Raw genomic sequence first — 15,000 nt, 5'->3', positions numbered from 1 at the left:
TGGCGGTGTGGGTGAGCGTCAGATCGCCTGACGATCAGCTGCGGTCCGGATCGCACGCAGCAGCCGGAGTTGGCCGATCTCCGACACGTTCTTCATCAGCTCGGAGTTGACCCAACCGATCATGTGCGTGACCGTGTACTCGGACTGATCCTGCCAGGGGAACGGTGCCGTGTCGTCAAGGTCGGCGTCGGTGAGTCGGTCGAGGAGACCCAACCATTCGGTACGCAGGTCTTGTAGCCAGGCGACAGTCGGCTCACCGGCGCCGGGCCATTCGACATCCGTACGCTGCCGTACCGGCTGCCCCCGGAGATGATCCATCGTCACGCTCCACCACCAGCCGATGTGCCAGGTCAACCAGCCGATCGTCGGTACCGGGATGGGGTCGGGTTCGCTGTCGGCCCAGTCCGGGGTCCAACTGCCGTCGGACCGCCGTGGAGGAGTTGCGAGTCGATCTCGCCAACTCCCTGGCCGGTGTCGTGGACATCAGCAGGCTCGCAGACGGCATCCCCGGGGTGGAGTTCCGCGGCGGCCTCTGCTGGGCAGAGCAGGCGCCGGCCCGCGACCCGTTCCGGACCGTGGGGTAGTCGCGGCCGGGCGATGGTCAGCCCTGGGGTTCGGCCGGTCCGGCGTCGCCGGCCGCCGGCTCCGCGTCATCGCCCGAGGGGTGCCCGTCCCCCGCCGACGGCAGGTTCTCCATCAGCCTGGTGAGCGCGCCGTTGGCGAAGGTGGCGCCGAGTGCCGAGCCGGCTCCGATGGTCCAGCCGACCGGCCCGAGTGGCGTACAGCCGAAGAACTGACTGAGCCCCGGCGTCTGCACCACCACTACCAGCACACCCAGTGACGCCGCGGTGGACGCCAGCACCGTGGGGCTGGTGCCCCCGGCCAGGACGGTCTGGCCTAGTTGGGTGCCGACCAGCGAGACGAGAGCTACCGTTCCGGCCCGCTGCCGGCGACCGGTGTACCGGGCCAACGTCCACCCGGCGGTCGCGCCCAGCGTGGTGGCCGCCGCGCGCAGCCCGATTTCCCGGGTGAGGGTCTCGCCGAGGGAGGCGTCCGGTCCTTCCTTGAGGAGCGCGTCGGCGCTGTCCGCTGCTGGCGGACGGACCGCGATGGCCAGCGCCGGTGCCAGGTCGGTGAGGAGGTTGACAAGCAGGAGTTGTCGTCCGGTGAGCGCGGAACGGCCGGTCGCGGCGGCGCTCAGGACACTGAACGCGATCTCGCCGAGGTTGCCGCCGACCAGGATGCTCAGCGCGTGGCGTACCGACGACCACATGGCCCGGCCCTCGACCAGGGTGGCGATGATGGTCTCCAGCCGGTCGTCGGTGACCACCAGGTCGGCGGCGGCTCGGGCTGCTGGCGTGCCCCGCTTGCCGAGCGCGATGCCCACGTCGGCCAGCCGGATCGCTGGCGCGTCGTTGGCACCGTCGCCGGTCATCGCCACGGTCCGGCCGCACTTCTGCAACGCCTGGATGATCCGTACCTTGTGCGCGGGGGTGCAGCGGGCCACCACGTCCGTGGCCGCAAGCCGTTCGCCGAGCGCCTCGTCGTCCAGCTGATCCAGCTCACCCGCGGTGACCACCCGCTGCACGTCATGCTCGCTGATGGTGGCGGCGATCGCCTCGGCGGTGGCCGGGTGGTCGCCGGTGATCATGATGGTGTGTACGCCGGCCTGCCTGATCCGGCGCACCGCTGGTGCGGCGCTCTCCCGAACCCCGTCGGCCATGGCGAGGAAGCCCACGAACGTCAGATTCCGCACCTCGCTGTCGGTGACCTCCGGGTCGTCGACTGTGCACTCGGCGACGGCCAGGATCCGATGCCCCGAGCCGGCCCGGTCGGCAAGCATCTGGTGCAGTTTGGCGCGGCCGGCGTCGTCAAGCGGCTCCTGACGACCGTCGGTGCGTCGGGCCTCGCAGCGCGGCAGCACCGTCTCCGGTGCGCCCTTGACGCTCAACAACAGGTGACCGTCGGTTTCCCCGACACTCGCGTGGTAACCCCGGGACGGCTCGAACGGCAGCCCACCAGCCGCTCGCCAGCCGGGGGCGCCGGTCTGCTCCACCACCCCGGCGGTGGTGGCGCCTCGCCGGACCGCCCGGTCGGTCTGCAACGCCAACTCCTCCGGGTTTGCCGCTGCCGGCGTCGCCCGCAGCGCCGCCGCCAGCGTTAACCGGAGCCGGTCGTCCAGCCGGTCCACAGGCGCGTAGAGGTCGCCGACAGCATCACCGACCCCGGCGAGCAGCAACTGGCCCTCGGTGAGGGTGCCGGTCTTGTCGAAGCAGAGCACGTCCACCCGGCCCAGCGCCTCGATCGTGCGCGGATTGCGGACCAGGGCCCCGTGCTCGGCCAGCCGTCGGGCGGCGGCCAGCTGCGCCGCGCTCACCAGAAACGGCAACCCCTCCGGCACCGACGCGACGGCCAGGTTCGCGGCGGTCGCCGCCGACTCCCGCAGCGGTACGCCCCGCAGCAGGCCCGCGCCGGCCACCGCGATCGCCGAGCCGGCTGCCAACGGGATGGCGGCCTTGGTCAACGAGCCGAGCCGGGCCTCCACCCCGCTCGTCGGCGGCGCCTGCCGGACGAGCGCCAGACTGCGACCAGCCTCCGTGTCGGTGCCGGTGGCCACCACCACGGCAGTGCCGTGGCCGGCGGCGATCGTGGTCCCGTCGTAGAGCATCGAGCGCCTGTCGGCGACCGCGGCTGCCACCACCGGTCGGTCGGTCTTCGCCACGGGCAGCGACTCACCGGTAAGCGAGGACTCGTCCGCCTCCAAGCCCACCGATTCGAGCACCCGGCAGTCGGCGGGCACCGAATCCCCTGACTCGACGGCGATGACGTCCCCGGGCACCAGGTCCTCCGCGGCGATCACCCGCTCGGTGCCGTCCCGCCGGACCCGGGCGGTCACCGCCGAGCGGGACAGCAACCCGGCAAGTGACCGTTCGGTGTTGCGTTCGTGCACCGCCCCGATCAGCGCGGAACCCCCCACCACCCCGCCCACCAGCGCGGCGTCGACAAGTGAGCCGAACGTGGCCGAGAGCACCGCCCCGGCGGCGAGCACAGGGGTGAGGGGGTTGGCCAGTTCGTCCACGAAGGCGCGCAGCAGCCCGCCGGCCGGGGCGTTGTTGTCGGGCGTGCCGTTCCCGCTCTGCCGGCGGGACGCCTCCGCGCTACCCAGGCCGCCCGGCCCGGTGTGGAGCCGTTCCAGGACCGCGCTGACAGGCATCAGATGCCAGGCCGTCTCCACCGGCGCCGGGGCGTCCGTCTGGTCCGGCACCCGACCGGCCCGCCAGACACCGTGGGCGAAGGCGAGCGCCGCCGCGCCGTTCACCGATGCCAGCGACCGTAGGGGGAGCTGGGTCCGTGGGGCGGTGAGGGCCCCAAGCGTGCCGAGGCCCGTGCCGGCCATGGCCAGCCGGATGTTCTGCCCGGCCATCCGTCGGGCCACCCCGGCCGCCTCCACGATCAGCGCCACCACCCGCAGGTCGGTGCCGACCAGCAGGTGCGCGCCCCACGGAGGCAGGTCGTCCGGCCCGCTCAGCCCCAACCCGCAGTCGGCGGCGGCGAGCCCTGCCCGGTTCGCGGACACCAGCATCACCACCGCGCCGTCGCGTTGCAGTGTCCGCACGGAGTCGGCCAGTCGGTCACCGCCGGGCAGCACGGCGTCGGCGGAGCCGTACCGCTGATCATCTGGGCCGGCGATCACCAGTCGCAGCCCGGCGTGCCGGGCCGCGGTCGGCAGGCCGTCGACGCCCGGCGCGGGTTCCGGCTCGACGCGCAGCAGCGCGGCCAACCGGTCGCCGTGTGCCAGGCCGAGCAACTGGCCGCCGGACGATCGCAGCCGACCACTGTCCGGAGTGTCGCCCGGATCGGCGGCGTGCAGTTGATCCAGTGGGCCGAGTCGCCAGCCGTCGGCCTCCCGTGACCCGCCCGGCGTGCCCGGGTCGAAGAGCGTGAAAGCCCGCTCCGCCACCTGGTCCACGTCGGCTCCGGGCAGCGGCGCCAGGTCGGTGAGGACACCACGGTCGGAGCCGAGTACGGCGGCGTCGAGCACGAGCGTGTCGATCCGGTCCAGCTCCCGCAGCACGCTGCGGTCCATGGCGATCACACCACGGCGGGCCAGGATCCGGCCGAGCTGCGCGGCGTACCCCTCGCGGCCACTGCCCGGGGCCTTGGGCAGTGCGGAGAGCCCGACCGAAGCGGCGCGTTTGTGCCCTGCGAACGGCACCGCCGCCACGCCGCCCGCCACGCCGGCGATCAGCGAGCCCTTGACGTACCGCTCGATCGGGCCGTCCGGCTTGGGCCGGGGACGGTCGCTTACCTGCCACCGTGCGCAGGCCCGGTCCGGGTCGCCGGTCAACCGCGGCTCGGCTCGCTGCCAGGCCTGCAACTGTGCTCGGGCCTCGCCCCACTGCACGATCCGCTGTGCGCCGTCCAGCACGATGCCGATCCAGCCGCCGGTCAGGCCCTGCACCACCGCCTCGGTCAGCGGAAACAGCACTTCGGCGCGAGGGTCGGCGCGGAGCCCTCGGTCGGCAAGCGCGTGCAGCTTCGGATGCAGGTCCACCGCGCCGATCAGCCCGACCACCTCGCCGGGCACCGGCGTGAGCGGCAGGATCCGGGTCGCCGCGGAGATGGTCAGACCCAGCACGTCGGAGGCCAGCGCCCCAAGGGTGCGCGGTGTACGCGGCCCCTCGGCAGGGGGGTGCGGCGGTGGGACCTCCGGATCGGGGTCGTGATCGCAGGTCCGCTCGATCCGCTCGATCGTCGTGATCAGCTCGCGCAGCTCCGGCTCCGGTGCCTGCACCGCGACCACCACCCGGCCCGAGGGCGCGTTCACCCGGGCCCAGGCCACCCCGGGCAACTCTTCCAGCGCGCTCTCCACCTGCCGAGCCAGCTTGTCGCCGCCGGGTTGACAGACGCCGTGCACCTCGATGTGGTGCCGGCTGGGCAGGGAGCGCACCTTGCGGCGGGTCAGGCCGGTCAGCCGGGCCAGCCGGGTAGCGGTCGGGCCGACGGTGCGGGACGCCGCGCCGACGGTGCGGGACGCCGCGCCGACGAGGTTCGGCACATTGACGGACGGCAGCAGACGGCCGGCGGCGCGACCCACCGCCGTCATCGAGGCGTACGGCCGGAGGGGTGCCGACCCAGCTCCCTACCGCTGCTGCTTCTGCCGTCGGCCATCTTCGCCCTCCCGCTTCCTCGGATCCGGGCGGCTGGCTTCCCGACGTGGCGTCCGTTATGCCCTGCGAGGAGGGGAAGTTTCCGCAGCGGGACGTCGGGCGAGAGCCGGGTCACCCCCGGTTGACCTGAATACGGGTTGAGGTCGCAGGCTTGGCCCATGCCGAACAGAACGCCCCCGACCCGACCGACGACCGACGACCCGACGGCGGGCCGTCGATGACCGCCACCGCTGTTGCGCCGGAGTCGGGACTGTGGGCACCCCGGCTGCGAGCCATGACCGTGGGCAGCGTCGCACTGATCTCGCTCGTCGCGTTCGAGGCGCTCGCAGTCGGTACGGCGATGCCGACGGTGGCGCGCAGCCTGGATGGTCTCGCGCTGTACGGGATCGCGTTCGGCGGTGCCTTCGCCGCCAGCGTGATCGGCATGGTGGTGTCCGGCATCTGGTGTGACGCGCGGGGACCTCGGGCCCCGATGTGGCACGGCGTGGCCTGGTTCGTCGTCGGGTTGGTGGTGGCCGGAACGGCACCGGTGATGGGCCTGCTGGTCGTCGGCCGGGTGGTGCAGGGCTTTGGTTCGGGCCTGCTCTCGGTGGCGCTGTACGTGATCGTCGCTCGGGCGTACCCGGAGGTGTTGCATCGGCGGATCTTCGCGGCGTTCGCCGCCGCGTGGGTCGTGCCGTCGCTTGTCGGCCCGGCGGTGGCCGGCCTGATCGTCGAGCATGTGGGCTGGCGCTGGGTGTTTCTGGCGGTGCCGGCGGTGGCCGTTCCAGCGGTGTTGTTGATCCACCCCGGCCTGCGGTCGTTCGGGAGTACGGCCGCGAGTCGGGTGCCGGCCGGGGCGCTGGCCCGGATCGCCTGGGCGTGCGGGGCGGGGGGGAGCGCCGCACTGTTGCACATCGGGGGACAGCAGCGTGGCGTCACCGCTCTGGTGTTGGTCACTCTCGCCGTGGCGGGCCTGCTGGTCAGCGCTCCCCGTCTGCTGCCGGCGGGGTTCCTGCGGGCCGCCCGAGGGCTGCCCACAGTGATCGGCCTGCGTGGCCTGGCCTCGGCGGCCTTCGTCGGCGCCGAGGTGGTCATCCCGCTGCTGCTCTCCCGCGAGCGCGATTTCTCGCCGACGGCCGCCGGGCTAGTGCTCACCGTGGGGGCGCTGGCCTGGTCGGTGGGTTCGTGGGTGCAGGGCCGGGTGCCGGTGCCCGCCTCTCGGGCGAGCGTGCCCCGCGCCGGGCTGATCTTCATCACGGTCGGCATCGCCACTGTGGCGCTCGCGGTCCAGCCCCAGGTGCCGGTGGCCGTGGTGGTGCTGGGCTGGGCAGCGGCCGGTGTGGGCATGGGCCTGCTCTATCCCTCCCTGTCGGTGCTCACCCTGGAGTTGTCCGCACCCGGCGAGCAGGGTCGCAACAGTTCGTCGCTGCAACTGGGCGACTCGCTCTTCGCAGCGACAGTGCTGGCGCTCACCGGTGCCGTGCTGGCCGCCGGCAGCGCGCCGGGCCGGGGCAGCTACACGGTGACCCTTGTGGTGGCCGCCGGCCTGGCGTTGGTCGGTGCGCTGCTGGCCGGCCGGGTGGTGGTGGGCGGACGTACGCGGCCGGGCGGGTGATCCGCGCCGGTTCGACGGTGTGACACCCGGTCGGGCCGGGAGGATGGCGGGCGATGAGCTTCCTGACCGTCCTGCCACTGGCTGTGGTGATGGCGGCCGGGACGAAGCTGATCGTGGCTGTCTTCCTCGCCTCGTCGGACCGGCCCCGGGCCGCGTCGCTGGGATTCCTCGCCGGTGTGGGGCTTGTGGTGGCCGCCGGGGTGACGGGGAGTTGGCTGCTGACCCGCTGGGTGGGCGGGCTGACCGCCGATGCCAGCGCTGTCGCGGGCCGGGTCGACAGGGGCCGGGCCATCGACGTGGTGGTGCTCGTCCTGCTGGTGGTGCTGGCCGTGGTGGTCTGGGTGCGCCGGCACCGGGCCGGGCCGCCCGGGTGGCTGGGCAGCGTCGGACGCGGCGATCCGCGGTGGGCGCTGCGAACGGGCGCGGCGCTCGTCGTGGTGGCGCCCACCGACGATCTGACCATGGCCGCCGTCGGCGCGAGCGTGGCCCGGCACGACCTGCCCTGGTGGCACCTGCTGCCGTTCGTGCTGGTCACCGTGTTCCTGCTGGCGTTGCCCCTGCTGGCGTTGCTGCTGCTCGGCAATCGGGCGACCCGGGTGCTGATGGCCATGCGACGGTGGGCCGAGGGGCACGCCTGGGTGGTCAACGAGCTGGTTATCGCGTTCTTCGCGCTACTCACAGTGCTGGACCTGGTGCGCTCGAAATGAGCCGCGTGGGTGAGCCGCGGGTGAGCCGGCACACAGCAGGTCACATGTTGTCGCCGAGCGTCGTCATCTGCCAGGCGGGCCGGCCGGTGCTCGCCGCGGATGGAGGACGACGATGAGGGTTCTGGTCACCGGAGCGGGCGGTCATCTGGGTCAGGCGGTGCTGGCTCGGCTGCGCGACGACGGGGTGGACGTCCGGGCCACCAGCCGGCGGTCGCGTACCGCCTCCGACGTCCAGTGGGTGGTGGTCGACCTGGCCACCGGGGACGGGCTGCCCGAGGCGGTGGCGGGGGTGGACGCGGTGCTGCACCTCGCGTCCTCGCCCCGGGGGAAGACCCACCAGGTGGACGTGCTGGGCACCCGTCGACTGGTGGTGGCAGCCGCCACGGCCGGCGTCCGGCACCTCGTCTTCGTCTCGATCGTCGGCGTCGATCGAGTGCCGATCCCGTATTACCGGCACAAGCTCGCCGCCGAGCAGGTGATCGCGGCCGGACCGGTGCCGTGGTCGGTGCTGCGGGCCACCCAGTTCCCCCAGTTCCTGGACGACCTGTTGGCGTCCAGCTCGCGGCTGGGCCCGATGATCGGTGACCGTGCGGTGCTCGCCCAACCCGTCGACCCCGGCGAGGTGGCAGCCCGGCTCGCGGCTCGACTGGTCGCCGGCCCGCTGGGCGGCATCGAGGAGTACGGCGGTCCGCAGGTGCTCCGCTTCGACGAGGCGGCCCGTGCCTGGCGTAAGGCCCGGGGCGTACGCCGACCGCTGCTGCCGGTACGGATTCCCGGCCGGCTCGGTCGTGAGTTGCGCGCCGGTGGTCTGCTCACCGACGCCCTACCGCGCGGCGTGCGGACCTGGGCCGATCACCTCGCCGACACGTACGGGGGAACCGGGCGGAGATGAGACGTACTGCTGTTCACGTTCGCCTTACGGTGACGTCATGTTCGCTGTCGTCATCACTGTGCTCCTCTACGTCGCTGGTTTCGTCTTCCTCTACGGCGTGATCCGGGTCGGTGTCCGGCACGCGTTGGAGGATCTGGAGTTGAACCGGGCCAAGGCCCGCCGCGCCGAGGAGCTGGCCGCCTCGCGCGACCGCACCTTCCTGCGCGAGAACGCCTTCCTGTCCGGCAGTTGAGCTGAGTTCGGTGCAGCCCGACCAGGTGGCGTCGCGGGACGGCTCGGAGGTCGGTGGGCCGTCCGCCGAGCGGGGTGCGAGGATCGCACCCGTGATGGGAACGCTGAAGACCGAACCGGCCCGTGCCCGCCTGGACCTGCTCGCCGCGCCGGTGGCCGAAGCCATCGCCCAGTGGCCCGCCGAAGCGCCCGTGGACGTCGACGACGTGCTTGTCGCGCCTATCGACGCCGACCTTGCCGACACCGCGGCCTTCTGCGCCGCGTACGAGGTGGGGCTTGAGGTGTCGGCCAACTGCGTCGTGGTGGCCGGCAAGCGCGAGGGCGTGGTCCGCTACGCGGCCTGCGTCATCCTGGCCACCACCCGGGCCGACGTCAACGGGGTGGCCCGACGGGCGTTGGACGTGCGCAAGGCGAGCTTCGCCCCGATGGACGACGCGGTCGAGTTGACAGGCATGGAGTACGGCGGCATCACGCCGATCGGGCTGCCGGCCCAGTGGCCGATCCTCGTCGACGCACGGGTGATCGCCACGCCGCACGTGATCATCGGGTCCGGCGTACGGCACAGCAAGATCGCGCTGCCCGGGCCGGCGCTTGGCGCGCTGCCCGGTGCCCAGGTCGTCGAGAGCCTGGCCAAGCCCGCCTGAGCAACGACCACTGTCGATACTGTTGCACGTGAAACATCGCGTGCAGGCTCAGTTTGTCGCGGACTCCCGCTGCTCGACCTCGGCGAGCGCGGCAAGCAGCGTCTGTGTCTCCTGCGCGCCGGAGACCGCGTACTTGCCGGCGAGGACGAAGGTCGGCACGCTGCTGATGCCCAGGTCCCGGGCGGCGGCGAGTTCCGCGCGGACGTCGGCGACGCGTTCGTCGGAGTCGAGGAACCGGCGCGCGTCGGCGGCGTCCAGACCGATCCCACCGGCGATCGCGGCCAGCGCCTCCCGGGAGCCGACATCGACGCCCTGTTGGAAGTGCGCCTGGTAGAGCGCCTCGACCATCTCGGCGGCCAGCCCGTGGTCGGTGGCGTAGGAAACCAGCCGGTGCGCGTCGAAGGTGTTGGCGATCAGCGAGCGGTCGAAGTCCAGTCGCAGCCCGTCGCCGGCCGCGATCTGGGTCACGTGGTCGAACATCTGCCGCGCCCGCTCCGCCCCGCCGAACTTGGCGGCCAGCGCCTCCACCGTCGGGCGGGGCTCGGGCACCGGCGACGGGTCGAGCTGGAACGGCCGGTAGCGCACCGTCACCTCGCCGTCGTACTGGGCGAGGGCCTCATCCAGCCGGCGCTTGCCGATGTAGCACCACGGGCAGACGACGTCGGCGTAGATCTCGATCTCCATGATCGGTGGCAACCGCTCGATCAGCCCAGTTGTTCCCGCACCTGCCGCTTGAGTCGGCCCAGGATCGCCGTGCCACCGCGTACGCGCAGCGGGCTGATCGCCTGCGCCAGGCCCATCCGCTGGTAGAGGTCGTCCGGCACGGCGAGCACCTCCTCGGCGCTCGCGCCGGCCAGCCCTTCGGCAAGGATCCCGGCGAACGCCCGGGTGGTGGGCGCTTCCGGCGGGCAGTCGAAGAGGGTCTCGACGACGCCGTCCGGCGTCACCTGGGCGCGCAGGAAGAACGCCGTCTGGCACTCCGGCACCTGCTCCATACCCTCGCGTACGGTGTCGTCCGGCAGTGGTGGGACGACGTCCGCGTACTCCAGCAGCATCTCCAGCACCAGGTCGCGCGGCGCGGCAGCGAACTCGTCGACGATCTCGGCCAGTCGGGCCGGCATGTCAGCCATGCGTCGAGGCTACCGCCGTTGGGAGGGGCCCCTTCCTATACCCGAGGCGTTAGGAAGGGGCCCTTCCTCACACCGTGGGTGTTTGCTCGCTGATCTCGCTGAGGGCGCTCGTCGGATCGAGCTGCATGGCCAGGTCGCCGAGCGACACGATCCCCACGAGCTTGCGGTCGCTGTCGCAGACCAGCACCCGCCGGATGCCCCGGTCCCGCATGAGCGTCGCCGCCTCACCCGCCGTGCAGTGCTGCTCGATCATGACCACCTCGCGGGTGACGATCGAGCCGATGGTGGTGGTCGCCGGTGAGCGGTTCTCGGCCACCGCCCGGACCACGATGTCCCGGTCGGTGAGCATGCCGGCGAGGGTGGCACCGTCGGTGACCACCACATCGCCGATGTCCGCCTCCTTCATCACCTTGGCGGCCTCGTCCAGGGTGGTCTCGGTTGGCAGATAGACCACCTGCTTGGTCATCACGTCACTGACCCGGTAATCGGTCATGAGCTCCTCCGAAGACGTTTCACCCGATCGAACTGCGGTACCCCGTCACGTTGCGGCTACACCAGGTTCCCACGTTCGCTGTGTACTTCGTGGACGATGCGCTCCACCAGACCGTCCAGCGGTAGCTCGACGCGCTCGTCGCCGACCCGCGCACGCAACTCCACGTATCCGTCGGTCAGGCGACGGCCGACCACGACGCTGCGCGGGATGCCGATCAGCTCGGCGTCGGTGAACTTCACCCCGGCCGAGACGTTCGGCCGGTCGTCGACGAGCACCCGCAGGCCGGCGGCGGCGAGACGCCCGCCGAGCTCCAGCGCCGCGTCGAGCTGCGGCCCCTTGCCCGCAACCACAAGGTGTACGTCGCACGGCTAGGGCCGTGCTGACGCGCCGGGCGACTCAACTGGTCGGTGCGCTGGCCGCGCTCAGCTCACCCGGGAAGCCGGCCGGCGCAGCGCATGTCCGGATCGGTGAGCGGACGCCGGGGCATCATCCAGTTCAGGGCGGTTTCCTCCACGGGCCAGCCGCGCACCGACACGAGGCTGTAGGGCACATCCGCCGCCTGCGGGCAGAGGACCTGCGACCGGACCTGACCGTTCCGCAGGAACCGCACCCCGGCGGTCTGGTCCAGCACGATCGTCGACGTGTCGGTGACAGTGATGAGCGCCCCGAGCACCACCTCCGTGCCGGCCTCGCCGGCCGGCGGCGCGGCGGGCGCGACGTCCCGGCCGTCCGGGGCGACCTCGACCGCGTCCGCATCCTTCGGCGCCACCTCGATAGCGGCGGTGGGCAGCAGCGGCACCCGGAGGAATACCGCACCCATCACCAGCGGAAGCACGGCGGCGACCGTGAACGCCAGCCCGTGGGTGAGCGCCGGGGCGATCCAGCCGGGGATCGGGCCGGTGACAAGCACGGTGGCGGCGGGTGGCACCGCCAGCAGCGCGGCCGTGGCCCACTCGCCCTCCTGCAACGCCGTCCAGATCGCCGGGCCCAGCACGCTGTACGCCAGGACCGCCGCCGCCAGCGGGAGCGCCACACTGATCAGCAGGATGCGTGTCGGCTCGTGCGGGTGCAGGTAGCGGTTGCGCAGCGCGAGCAGCCACAGGCCGAGCATCAGCAGCGCCGGCAGGAAGCGGAGCTGCCAGGTGAGCGCCCCTAGCGCGACGGCGGCGGTGAGCACCCACCCGGGTGTACGCGCCGTCAGGGAGGCCAGCAGCGACCGTTCCGGGTCGAAGCGGTCAGGGGCGCTGAGCCGCAGCAGCCGGCCGAGCACGCCGAACGCGAGCACGACCACGGGAAACGCCCACACCAGGGCGATCAACAGGGCGCTGAGCAGGCCGAGCGGGCTGACGTACTGCACAAGCAGCAGCATCGTGGACATGTCCTGTCGGCTGAGCTGCCACAGCCTCAGCACCAGGAGCAGGACGGGGAACGCGGGAAGGAGGGTCAGCAGCCACTGCTGCGCCTGCCGCGCCCCCGCCATCCGGCGCGGTTGGCCAGTGTCGGCGGGGTCGCTGGCGCTCCCGGGCGCGCCGGGGTGGGCAGCGCGATCCTCTCCCACGGCCACTGTCGCACCTCCACCTTCCTCGCCTCGGGTTGCTGCTGTTCCGCGACCGGCTGCGGAAGGTTGTATCCCTGCTGCCAGCGGAGGTTGGTGTTGTACGCGTCCTCCCAGGTCGAGTCCTCCTCGTCGTGTGCCGAGACGTAGAGCGCGAGGTCGACCAGGTCGCGCAGCGCCTTGTTGGGGCCGGTGTTGACACCCCATCTCTCCTGGGGCGACGAGCCGATGTCCCAGTGCTGCAACGGCTTGACGTTGCGGAGCGTGACCGGGAAGCGTTGACCGCTGTCGTCGGGCTGGTCGCCGGTGACGAAGCCGGCGAGGATCGCCGCGTCGGTGGTTACCGCCTCCACCGTGCCGTCGTACAGCATCTGGATGCACTCGCTGATCCGGTTGCGGCCGGTCGGCTTGGCGCCGGCCTCGCCGAGACGCTGGATGGACGTCGAGGTGGTGAGCGAGCACACCGTCCGCCCGCTCAGGTCCTCCAGGCTGCTGACCTGCCCCTTGAAGCTCTTCAACGTCACGACCGACTGCTCGGTGTGCAGGTACGAGGAGGAGAAGACAGCTCCCTCCTCCTCGCGCTTGTCGTTGATGCTGTAGGACGCGATGACCAGGTCGACGGTGACGAAGCCGTCGTTGTCGCGGGCCTGTCGACGGGCCCGGTCCTCGCTCTCGATCGGCAGGAACCGCACCTGGGAATGATCGAAGCCGAGGAAGCTGGCGATCATGTAGGCAATGTCGACGTCGAAGCCCTTCCAGACGTTGTTGCCGAAACGCTGGGCGATGCCGGGCTGGTCGTCCTTCACCCCGATGACGAGTTGCTGTTTACCCTTCATGCCGGCCTGTTCGAGCAGTTCGTCGCGGGTCGGAGGGCCAGCGGCGAGCACGATCGGGACCAGGGCCGCCACCAGGACGGCAAGCGCGACAATGAGCCCCACGAGCCGGATCTGGCGGGTCCGTGTGGTGCGCGGCGAGGTGGTCGTCGCCGGGGCCGGCCCGTCGGGGCTCGGCTCGCTTGCCTGACTCAACTAGGCCTCCCCTTGCGCGGCCCGGTGACCGGCCCTCCATTGTGGGGCCCGGAGTCGAGCCACGCGACCCTCGCCGTGCCGGATATCCGACCGCCCGGCGCTCCCGCCATCTCCTCGTGGGTGGGCGCCAACAGGTGTACGGTGCCGCCGGCCGGATGTGGTCCAGTGCGGCGGAGGTGTCACCCGGCCGGGCCATGACCTCCACCACGTCGGCCAATCGGGGCGGTCCCGACCGTGTCCGCGGTGACAGACTGGTCGCCGCAGGCAACGGGTGGCGTGAGGGAGGCGCGGGTGCGCTGGCGCAGTTTTGTCGCGGTCGGGGACAGTTTCACCGAGGGCATGGACGACGCGTACCCGGACGGCACCTATCGGGGTTGGGCGGACCTGGTGGCGACCCGGCTCGCCGCCGAGGCGGGCCCCGACTTCCGGTACGCGAACCTGGCCATCCGTGGCCGGCTCTTCCCCGGAGTGGTCGCCGAGCAGGTGCCGGCGGCGGTGGCGATGAAACCCGACCTGATCAGCTTCGCGGCCGGCGGCAACGACGTGCTGCGCCGCAGCTTCGACCCGGACACGCTCGTGGCCCGCTTCGACGAGGTGGTCCGGCAACTGCGCTCGGGCGGGGCGGACGTGCTGCTCTTCCGGTTCGCTGACGTGATGGCCCGACTGCCCGGCCAGCGCCTCGTCGCTCCCCGGGTGCAGTTGCTCAACCAGGCGGTCGGCGAGACAGCCGAGCGGCACGGCGCGATCATGGTCGACCTGTACGCCGACGACACTTTCCTCAACCCGATGCTCTGGAGCACCGACCGGCTGCACCTTTCCCCGGCCGGGCACCGGCGGGTCGCCGGGCAGGTGTTGAACGCGCTCGGGGTCGGTTGCGACGAGGAGTGGCTGATGGTCCCGCCGCACCCGGCCCCGTCGCCGTGGCTGGCCGCACGCGCCGCCGACCTGCGGTGGGCCGGTCAGCACCTCGCCCCCTGGGTGCGGCGACGGCTTACCGGTCGGTCGTCCGGCGACACGGTGACCGCGAAGCGCCCGCTGCTCGGGCCGATCGTCGAGTGAGCGTGCGCACCCTGCACACCGCGCCACTGCTGCGGCGCACACCCGGCGGTGAGTCGGTGCCGGGCCAAGCGGTGCTTGTCGGTGGCGACCGCATCGAGGCCGTCGGCCCGCTTGCCGAGCTGATCGAGGCGTACGCGCAGGTGCGGGTTCGCCGCTGGCCCGGCACGCTGGGGCCGGGCCTGGTGCACGACGGCCCGCTGCCGGCGGCGCCCACCCCGCGCGAGCGGGTGCACGCGCTGCTGCGGCGTGGGGTGACGGCGGTGCTGGCCGAGCGCCTGACCGACCCGGCGCTGCGGGCCGCCGTCGACAGGGGTGACCTGCTGGTGCTGCCCGCCTCCGTGCCGCCGCACCTGCTTGCCGGCGGTCGGGCCGACCTGGCGGTGCACGACGCCGACGGCACCTGCCTGGTGACAGTGGCCGCTGGCCGGATCGCCCATCGTCGCGCCTGAGCCCACCTCACGTGCGCCGCGTCGCACCCGATGGCCCGCTGTCG

Annotated in this window: 14 protein-coding genes and 2 pseudogenes; 8 read left to right on the top strand and 8 right to left on the bottom strand. The window is 72.3% G+C overall.

Going from position 1 to position 15,000, the window contains the following annotated elements:
- Positions 1-18: 18 nt before the first annotated feature.
- Positions 19-393: pseudogene (locus ACFY2Q_RS03360) on the bottom strand (DinB family protein); the annotation flags it as partial.
- Positions 394-431: 38 nt separating this feature from the next.
- On the opposite strand from ACFY2Q_RS03360, the gene ACFY2Q_RS03355 reads away from it, so the two are divergent.
- Positions 432-584 carry a hypothetical protein gene (locus tag ACFY2Q_RS03355; RefSeq protein WP_387127118.1) on the top strand — a complete coding sequence of 51 codons (153 nt, stop codon included), beginning with the start codon at positions 432-434 and terminating at the stop codon, positions 582-584.
- Positions 585-601: 17 nt separating this feature from the next.
- Here the strand turns inward: ACFY2Q_RS03355 and ACFY2Q_RS03350 are convergent, their stop codons facing one another.
- On the bottom strand, positions 602-5,107 hold the full coding sequence (locus tag ACFY2Q_RS03350) for an HAD-IC family P-type ATPase (protein WP_387127116.1): 4,506 nt from the start codon (positions 5,105-5,107) through the stop codon (positions 602-604).
- A 215-nt stretch (positions 5,108-5,322) separates the two neighbouring features.
- Between ACFY2Q_RS03350 and ACFY2Q_RS03345 the strand changes: the two genes are divergently transcribed.
- The 5 genes from ACFY2Q_RS03345 to ACFY2Q_RS03325 all read left to right on the top strand — a co-directional run bounded on the left by ACFY2Q_RS03345 (position 5,323) and on the right by ACFY2Q_RS03325 (position 9,242).
- Positions 5,323-6,768, top strand: a complete 1,446-nt coding sequence (locus ACFY2Q_RS03345; RefSeq protein WP_387127113.1) for an MFS transporter — start codon at positions 5,323-5,325, stop codon at positions 6,766-6,768.
- A 53-nt stretch (positions 6,769-6,821) separates the two neighbouring features.
- A complete protein-coding gene (locus tag ACFY2Q_RS03340; protein WP_387127111.1) occupies positions 6,822-7,475 on the top strand; it encodes a GAP family protein in 654 nt (217 codons plus the stop codon).
- Positions 7,476-7,587: 112 nt separating this feature from the next.
- Positions 7,588-8,367, top strand: a complete 780-nt coding sequence (locus ACFY2Q_RS03335) for an SDR family oxidoreductase (protein WP_387127108.1) — start codon at positions 7,588-7,590, stop codon at positions 8,365-8,367.
- Positions 8,368-8,404: 37 nt separating this feature from the next.
- Positions 8,405-8,599 (top strand): hypothetical protein, encoded by a 195-nt coding sequence (locus ACFY2Q_RS03330; protein ID WP_387127106.1) that lies wholly within the window; start codon positions 8,405-8,407, stop codon positions 8,597-8,599.
- Between the two features lie 94 nt (positions 8,600-8,693).
- Positions 8,694-9,242: a YbaK/EbsC family protein gene (locus ACFY2Q_RS03325; RefSeq protein ID WP_377673628.1), complete on the top strand. Its 549-nt coding sequence runs from the start codon at positions 8,694-8,696 to the stop codon at positions 9,240-9,242.
- 48 nt (positions 9,243-9,290) lie between these two features.
- Here ACFY2Q_RS03325 and ACFY2Q_RS03320 read toward each other — a convergent pair whose 3' ends face one another.
- The 6 genes and pseudogenes from ACFY2Q_RS03320 to ACFY2Q_RS03295 form a co-directional block, all read right to left on the bottom strand.
- Positions 9,291-9,926: a DsbA family protein gene (locus tag ACFY2Q_RS03320; RefSeq protein WP_387127105.1), complete on the bottom strand. Its 636-nt coding sequence runs from the start codon at positions 9,924-9,926 to the stop codon at positions 9,291-9,293.
- A gap of 20 nt (positions 9,927-9,946) precedes the next feature.
- Positions 9,947-10,372, bottom strand: a complete 426-nt coding sequence (locus tag ACFY2Q_RS03315) for a SufE family protein (protein WP_387127103.1) — start codon at positions 10,370-10,372, stop codon at positions 9,947-9,949.
- Between the two features lie 67 nt (positions 10,373-10,439).
- A complete protein-coding gene (locus tag ACFY2Q_RS03310) occupies positions 10,440-10,865 on the bottom strand; it encodes a CBS domain-containing protein (RefSeq protein ID WP_387127101.1) in 426 nt (141 codons plus the stop codon).
- Between the two features lie 56 nt (positions 10,866-10,921).
- A pseudogene (locus ACFY2Q_RS03305) lies at positions 10,922-11,233 on the bottom strand (His/Gly/Thr/Pro-type tRNA ligase C-terminal domain-containing protein); the annotation flags it as partial.
- A gap of 59 nt (positions 11,234-11,292) precedes the next feature.
- Positions 11,293-12,345 (bottom strand): hypothetical protein, encoded by a 1,053-nt coding sequence (locus tag ACFY2Q_RS03300; protein WP_387127099.1) that lies wholly within the window; start codon positions 12,343-12,345, stop codon positions 11,293-11,295.
- Positions 12,309-13,448 (bottom strand): transporter substrate-binding domain-containing protein, encoded by a 1,140-nt coding sequence (locus ACFY2Q_RS03295; protein ID WP_387127097.1) that lies wholly within the window; start codon positions 13,446-13,448, stop codon positions 12,309-12,311. The genes ACFY2Q_RS03300 and ACFY2Q_RS03295 overlap by 37 nt, the downstream gene beginning before the upstream one ends.
- Before the next feature lie 291 nt (positions 13,449-13,739).
- Between ACFY2Q_RS03295 and ACFY2Q_RS03290 the strand changes: the two genes are divergently transcribed.
- Together ACFY2Q_RS03290 and ACFY2Q_RS03285 are read left to right on the top strand one after the other, a co-directional pair.
- On the top strand, positions 13,740-14,507 hold the full coding sequence (locus ACFY2Q_RS03290; RefSeq protein ID WP_387127096.1) for an SGNH/GDSL hydrolase family protein: 768 nt from the start codon (positions 13,740-13,742) through the stop codon (positions 14,505-14,507).
- Positions 14,504-14,956, top strand: a complete 453-nt coding sequence (locus ACFY2Q_RS03285; protein WP_387127094.1) for a hypothetical protein — start codon at positions 14,504-14,506, stop codon at positions 14,954-14,956. The genes ACFY2Q_RS03290 and ACFY2Q_RS03285 overlap by 4 nt, the downstream gene beginning before the upstream one ends.
- Positions 14,957-15,000: the final 44 nt, after the last annotated feature.

Origin of the sequence: Micromonospora sp. NPDC000316 (genome assembly GCF_042898885.1) — a bacterium.
Taxonomy (GTDB): domain Bacteria; phylum Actinomycetota; class Actinomycetes; order Mycobacteriales; family Micromonosporaceae; genus Micromonospora.
Note: the sequence above shows the minus strand (reverse complement) of the source record. Positions and strands in the feature narration are given on the sequence as shown.